The following is a 6,452-nucleotide window of genomic DNA, read 5'->3' as shown; positions in this document are numbered from 1 at the left end:
TAATAGACAGCCGAAGTCTCGCGCGAGAAGCAGATGGGTGGTCTCGGCAAGGAGACCACCGACCGCGAGATCCGCGTCGTCGACCTCACCGACTTCGACAACCGCCGCGCCGAGATCACCGACGAACTGTGGGCCGCCGCCACCGAGATCGGCTTCTTCCAGCTCTCCGGCCATGGCATCCCGCAGGACCTGATCGACGAGATGTTCGGCGCCACCGCCGATTTCTTCGCCCTCCCCGAGCAGATCAAGGGGCAGTACCCCCTGGTCAAGCAGAACAACGCGGGCTGGGAGAGCCTGAGTCAGGTGCGCCCGTCCATCGGGGTTCCCGATCAGAAGGAGTCGTATCAGATCACCCGGCCGCACATGGACCAGCTGTGGCCCAGCGAGACCGAGCTGGCCGGATTCCGCACCCGCGTCCTCGATTTCGAGAGCCGGGCCTGGGCAGTGGCGATGCGGGTGCTGTCCTGCTTCGCCGACCGCCTCGGACTCGACCGCGAACACTTCACCGCCGCACACGATCCCGGCTCCGAGAGCTACCAGAGCGCCCTGCGGCTGCTGCACTACTTCGCTGTTCCCGAGGAACTGCGCGGCGTTCCCGGACGCTGGCGGGCCGGCGCGCACACCGACTTCGACTGCCTCACACTGCTTTTCCAGCGCGACGGGCAGGGCGGGCTCCAGGTGTGTCCCGGCAAGGAGATGCAAGAGCAGCAGTGGACCTCCATCACTGCGTCGTCGAGCCTGATCACCTGCAATATCGGTGACATGCTCACCCGCTGGAGCGACGACCTGCTGCCGTCGAACTTCCACCGCGTGCGCAGCCCCGGCGAGGGCGAATACCAGGGCGAGCGCTACAGCATCGCCTACTTCGCCCAGGCCGACCGCGATGCCGTCATCCAGGGGCCCGCGGGCAAGTACCCGCCCGTCACCGCGGCCGACTTCCTGACTCAGCGGGTACAGGCGAACTACCGCCCCCAGGGATAATCACCGCAACCAACGGAAAGGGCACTGCGATGACCGAAGCCTCGCTGCTCGGCCAGTCTGTCCATCGACGGATCCGGCAGATGGTCCTCTCCGGCGAGCTGATCTCGGGCCAGTCGCTCAGCGTGCCCGCGCTGGCGACCGAGCTCGGGGTCAGTCGCAGCCCCGTCCGTGAAGCGGTGCAGCAGCTGATCTACGAGGGTCTCGCGGTCAGCGCACCGCATGCGGGGGCGAAGGTCGCCGCCGTCGACGACGATCGCATCCGCGATGTCCTGGCGGTCCGCGCCGCCCTCGACGGTCTCGCCGCCGCCGCGGCCGCCACCCGCCTCACCGAGGCCGACCTCGACAAGCTCACCGGCATCATCACCGCCCAGCAAGCGCATCTGGACGACCCCGCCGATCCCGCTCGCGACGCCCAGCTCGACCTGGAGTTCCACACGTTCATCCGCGACGCCTGCGGCAACGCGTGCGTCGTCGACGAACTGGCCCGCCTGGAAGCCCAGGCCCACCTCTACCGCGGCGACCTGTGGTGCTCGGCCCGCAACCGCCGCGTCGCCCTGCGCGAACACCGCCGCATCGTCGAAGCCCTCGAATCCGGCCACCCCGAGTCCGCCCGCGCGGCCGCCGAGGCGCACGTGCAGGGTCTGCTCACCCGCCTCGCCAGGCAATAGCAGCCCGAGTCGGCTCCCGGCAGTAACCGTCAGCGGTGATCGCGGTACGCGGGGGCCTTCGCGGTCCCCGCCGGGGTCAAGGTGTGCAGCAGCGGCATGGTCCGATGCGCGACCACCGTCGACAACACGATCACACTGTGCGACCGCACCACCGACCCGGTCCGATCGATGCTCAACAACACCGCCTGCAAACCGGCATGGGAATCGGCCCCGATCCGGCACAGCACGTCACCGGATCCGGTCGTCGCGTACGCCTCGAGCACTCCCGGAATCGCCGCCAGCTCCGCGCTCACGGTATCCAGCGCGCCCTGCGCGATCTCCAGGGTCACGAACGCCTGCACATCGAAACCCGCTGCGGTGACATCGATCTGCGGATCGTAGGACGCGATCACCCCGGATTCCTCCATCCGGTTGATCCGCGCCTGCACCGTCGCCCGCGCGACCTTCGTCCGCCGCGACAGTTCGAGAATTCCGGCCTTCTGGAACTCGTGCATCGCGGTGAGGATCGCCAGGTCGAGCTCATCCAATTTCGCGGGGGTGCGCATGCGAAGACCTCCATGTCCGGTTGCTATTCAAATTGTCCATCATTTGTGGGCATTCGGTGGCTTCTCGAGCCAGCCTGCTCAGACAAAGATGGTGTAGTTGCCCACCTGCGGCCCGGCGCGATTTCCTAGGTCATGACCATTGAGCAGCAGCTCGTCGGGCTGATCGAGCACGACGACAGTGTCGATCCGTTTCCGGTGATCGGATGGGACGCCCTCGTCTGGGTCGTCGGCAACGCGACCCAGAGCGCCCACTTCCTGCAGTCCGCGTTCGGCATGCGGCTGGAGGCGTACTCGGGCCCCGAGACCGGTAATCGCGACCACAAGTCGTTCGTGCTGCGCAGTGGGGGAGCGCGATTCGTGATCACCGGCGCGGTCGACCCCGACAGCCCGCTCGTCGCCCACCACGACCGCCACGGCGACGGTGTCGTCGACATCGCGCTCGAGGTCCCCGACGTGGACCGCTGCATCGCCTGGGCTCGCGATCACGGCGCGACCGTCCTCACCGAACCGCACGACGAGACCGACGAATTCGGCACCGTGCGCTCGGCCGCACTGGCCACCTACGGCGACACCAGGCACACCCTGATCGACCGCTCCGGCTACGCGGGTCCCTATCTCCCCGGCTATATCGCGCGCACCTCCACCCGCGAGCCGGGTAAGCGCGTGTTCCAGGCCATCGACCACGTGGTCGGCAATGTCGAACTCGGCATGATGGACCGCTGGGTCGACTTCTACCGCGACGTCATGGGATTCACGAACATGGCCGAATTCGTCGGCGACGACATCGCCACCGAGTACTCCGCGCTGATGAGCAAGGTCGTCGCCAACGGCAATCACCGGGTGAAGTTCCCGCTCAACGAACCGGCGGTGGGCCGCAAGCGTTCTCAGATCGACGAGTATCTCGAGTTCTATCGCGGCCCCGGCGTCCAGCACATCGCACTGGCCACCGGCGACATCCTCGAAACCGTCGACGCCCTGCGCGCCGAGGGCGTCGAATTCCTCGCGACACCCGACACCTATTACGAGGATCCCGAACTGCGCGCTCGCATCGGCGCCGTGCGCGTACCGGTCGACGAACTCCAGCGCCGAGGCATCCTGGTCGACCGCGACGAGGACGGCTACCTCCTGCAGATCTTCACCCGTCCCCTCACCGATCGCCCCACCGTCTTCTTCGAACTCATCGAGCGACACGGCTCACTCGGCTTCGGAAAGGGCAACTTCAAGGCCCTTTTTCAGGCCATCGAGCGCGAACAGGAGGCTCGCGGCAACCTGTGACCGGGTCCGCGGACCTACTACAGTTGCGGCCATGCGGATCCCCTCGGCGATCATCACCGGCATGACCTTGGTCGTCATGCTGACGTCGTGCGGATCGGGGGGCGACTCCGATACGCCGACAGGACCCAACCGACCACCACCGAAGGTCGCCTCACTGGGGCCCTTCGTCGGTGAGTGCGGCCACGTCACCGACGACGAAGTGCGCAACCTCGCCGGCCTCGGCCAAATCGCGCGGGTCTACAAGAACGCGACCGGCTGCAACTGGCAGTCGGCCGGAATGAATTCCCCCAGTGTCACTTTCGCGTCCTACCGGGGCAGTCCGATCGAACGTGAGAAGGCGTGGGTGTCCAACGTGGGGCGTGCACCGGAGACCATCGACGTGGGTGGGCATACCGGCTTCATGGCGCTCGACCCGCAGAGCGGCACTGTCTGCGACCTCGCCGTGCAACTCGACGACGACTTCTTCGAGTGGTCGATGTCCACCGGCATCTTCGCCACCGGCGGCAACCCGTGCGACCGGACCAGGAAACTGGCCGAGCTGACCGTGGGACGGCTGCAGTGAGCGCCGGCAAGGTCGCCGCCGCGGCGCTGATGCTCACCCTCGCGCTGGCAGGCTGCGGCCAGAAGATCGAGGGCACTGCCCAGCCGCTGGGGAAGGGCGGCGGCGGTGAGACGATCAATACCGACTTCGACAAGCTGCTGCGCGAGTGCGAGGTGGTGGCCGCGGCCAAGATCGGCGAGATCATCGGCAACGCCAAGAGCGTGAGCGCCTCGTTCAGCGGTGCCGTCTGCATGTGGGACATCGAGGACGCACCCGGTGGGGGCGCTATGGCCAGCCTCAACTGGTACGAGATGGGTACGCTGAACAACGAGAAGACCACCAACGACAAGTTGGGCTACACCTCCGGCGACATCACCGTGCAGGGCCGCAGGGCGTTGCAGGTGCGCAGACCGGGCGACAACGACTCCTGCGGCGTCACCGCCCCGGCCGCCGATGTCGGCGTCGTCGGGTGGTGGATCAACTACCGGCCCGGCTCGGCGCACCCCGATCCGTGCGCGGGCGCCCAGAAATTGGTCGAGCTGACCCTGGATCTCGCCCGGTAGAAGGCTTGACGCGGCCCCCCGCTTTGACCCCGAATCGGGCACGCGGGTATCGTGGATCCCTGTGCCCGGATTACTGCGGGCAAGTTCGTGTGTGAACGTAGGCCAGCGAAAGCGGCCGATACGTTCCAACGTGCCTTGAAAAGGGCACTGAGCGCCTCAGCGACACGCCCGACCACGGGTTAAGGGAAACGTGGTCTGACGTGCGGGTGAAAGCTCGATGAACTGCAAGACACTGCACACCAAGCGCAATTACCAATAAGGAAAGCCGGTCTATGCCAACCATCAACCAGCTGGTCCGCAAGGGTCGCCGCGACAAGGTCACCAAGACCAAGACTGCGGCCCTGAAGGGGAGCCCGCAGCGTCGTGGCGTGTGCACTCGCGTGTACACCACCACCCCCAAGAAGCCGAACTCCGCGCTCCGTAAGGTCGCGCGTGTTCGCCTGACCAGCGCGATCGAGGTCACGGCGTACATCCCCGGTGAAGGCCACAACCTGCAGGAGCACTCCATGGTGCTCGTTCGCGGCGGTCGTGTGAAGGACCTCCCTGGTGTCCGTTACAAGATCATCCGTGGATCGCTCGACACCCAGGGCGTGAAGAACCGCAAGCAGGCGCGCAGCCGCTACGGCGCCAAGAAGGAGAAGAGCTGATATGCCACGCAAGGGCCCCGCACCCAAGCGTCCGCTGATCAACGACCCGGTCTACGGGTCCCCGCTGGTCACTCAGCTGGTCAACAAGATCCTGATGGACGGCAAGAAGTCCACCGCCGAGCGCATCGTCTACGGCGCCATGGAGGGCCTGCGCGAGAAGACCGGCACCGACCCGGTCGTCACGCTGAAGCGCGCGCTGGACAACGTCAAGCCCGCCCTCGAGGTGAAGCCCCGCCGTGTCGGTGGCGCCACCTACCAGGTGCCTGTCGAGGTCCGTCCGGGCCGCGCCAACACCCTGGCGCTGCGCTGGCTGGTCAGCTACTCCCGCGCCCGTCGCGAGAAGACCATGGTCGAGCGTCTCGCCAACGAGCTCCTCGATGCCAGCAACGGCCTCGGTGCCGCCGTGAAGCGTCGCGAGGACACCCACAAGATGGCCGAGTCGAACCGGGCCTTCGCGCACTACCGCTGGTGATAGCCCGGCCCGTCACTTAAAAGGGAGAATTTCGTGGCACAGGACGTGCTCACCGACCTGAACAAGGTCCGCAACATCGGCATCATGGCCCACATCGATGCGGGCAAGACCACCACGACCGAACGCATCCTGTTCTACACCGGTATCACGTACAAGATCGGTGAAGTTCACGATGGCGCGGCCACGATGGACTGGATGGAGCAGGAGCAGGAGCGTGGTATCACCATCACCTCCGCGGCTACCACCTGCTTCTGGAAAGACAACCAGATCAACATCATCGACACCCCCGGGCACGTCGACTTCACCGTCGAGGTGGAGCGTTCGCTGCGCGTGCTCGACGGCGCGGTCGCGGTGTTCGACGGCAAAGAGGGTGTCGAGCCCCAGTCCGAGCAGGTGTGGCGTCAGGCCGACAAGTACGACGTGCCGCGTATCTGCTTCGTGAACAAGATGGACAAGCTCGGTGCGGATTTCTACTTCACCGTGCAGACCATCAAGGACCGTCTCGGCGCTCGTCCGCTCGTGATCCAGCTGCCGATCGGCGCTGAGAACGACTTCGAGGGCATCGTCGACCTGGTCGAGAACAACGCCAAGGTCTGGAAGGGCGAGACCAAGCTCGGCGAAGAGTACGAAGTCGTCGAGATCCCGGCCGACCTCAAGGAGAAGGCCGAGCAGTACCGTCAGGAACTGCTCGAGACCGTCGCCGAGTCCGACGAGGCACTGCTCGAGAAGTTCTTCGGTGGCGAGGATCTCACCATCGAGG

At 66.0% G+C, this 6,452-nt stretch carries 9 protein-coding genes; 8 read left to right on the top strand and 1 reads right to left on the bottom strand.

Going from position 1 to position 6,452, the window contains the following annotated elements:
- The first annotated feature begins 33 nt into the window (after nt 1-33).
- Nucleotides 34-981, top strand: coding sequence for an isopenicillin N synthase family dioxygenase (locus ACFWF3_RS19930; RefSeq protein ID WP_379314801.1), 948 nt, complete (start codon nt 34-36; stop codon nt 979-981).
- 29 nt (nt 982-1,010) lie between these two features.
- Nucleotides 1,011-1,649 carry a GntR family transcriptional regulator gene (locus ACFWF3_RS19925; protein ID WP_379314800.1) on the top strand — a complete coding sequence of 213 codons (639 nt, stop codon included), beginning with the start codon at nt 1,011-1,013 and terminating at the stop codon, nt 1,647-1,649.
- Between the two features lie 29 nt (nt 1,650-1,678).
- Here ACFWF3_RS19925 and ACFWF3_RS19920 read toward each other — a convergent pair whose 3' ends face one another.
- Nucleotides 1,679-2,194, bottom strand: a complete 516-nt coding sequence (locus tag ACFWF3_RS19920) for an Lrp/AsnC ligand binding domain-containing protein (protein ID WP_364408533.1) — start codon at nt 2,192-2,194, stop codon at nt 1,679-1,681.
- Between the two features lie 132 nt (nt 2,195-2,326).
- Here ACFWF3_RS19920 and hppD point away from each other — a divergent pair, with 132 nt between their 5' ends.
- From hppD to ACFWF3_RS19890, 6 genes are all read left to right on the top strand, one after another.
- Nucleotides 2,327-3,469 (top strand): 4-hydroxyphenylpyruvate dioxygenase, encoded by a 1,143-nt coding sequence (gene hppD / locus ACFWF3_RS19915; RefSeq protein ID WP_378990910.1) that lies wholly within the window; start codon nt 2,327-2,329, stop codon nt 3,467-3,469.
- Nucleotides 3,470-3,500: 31 nt separating this feature from the next.
- Nucleotides 3,501-4,031, top strand: coding sequence for a DUF3558 domain-containing protein (locus tag ACFWF3_RS19910; RefSeq protein ID WP_379314799.1), 531 nt, complete (start codon nt 3,501-3,503; stop codon nt 4,029-4,031).
- The gene (locus ACFWF3_RS19905) at nt 4,028-4,573 is read left to right on the top strand and encodes a DUF3558 domain-containing protein (protein WP_379314798.1); all 546 of its coding nucleotides are present in this window, start codon (nt 4,028-4,030) and stop codon (nt 4,571-4,573) included. Before ACFWF3_RS19910 ends, ACFWF3_RS19905 begins: the two co-directional genes overlap by 4 nt.
- Before the next feature lie 272 nt (nt 4,574-4,845).
- Nucleotides 4,846-5,220 (top strand): 30S ribosomal protein S12, encoded by a 375-nt coding sequence (gene rpsL, locus ACFWF3_RS19900; protein ID WP_056814220.1) that lies wholly within the window; start codon nt 4,846-4,848, stop codon nt 5,218-5,220.
- A 1-nt stretch (nt 5,221) separates the two neighbouring features.
- The gene (gene rpsG, locus ACFWF3_RS19895; protein ID WP_379314797.1) at nt 5,222-5,692 is read left to right on the top strand and encodes a 30S ribosomal protein S7; all 471 of its coding nucleotides are present in this window, start codon (nt 5,222-5,224) and stop codon (nt 5,690-5,692) included.
- A gap of 84 nt (nt 5,693-5,776) precedes the next feature.
- On the top strand, nt 5,777-6,452 hold a 676-nt coding region (locus ACFWF3_RS19890; protein ID WP_379314802.1), incomplete at its 3' end, for a GTP-binding protein.

Origin of the sequence: Nocardia sp. NPDC060220 (assembly GCF_042727815.1) — a bacterium.
Taxonomy (GTDB): Bacteria; Actinomycetota; Actinomycetes; order Mycobacteriales; family Mycobacteriaceae; genus Nocardia.
Note: the sequence above shows the minus strand (reverse complement) of the source record. Positions and strands in the feature narration are given on the sequence as shown.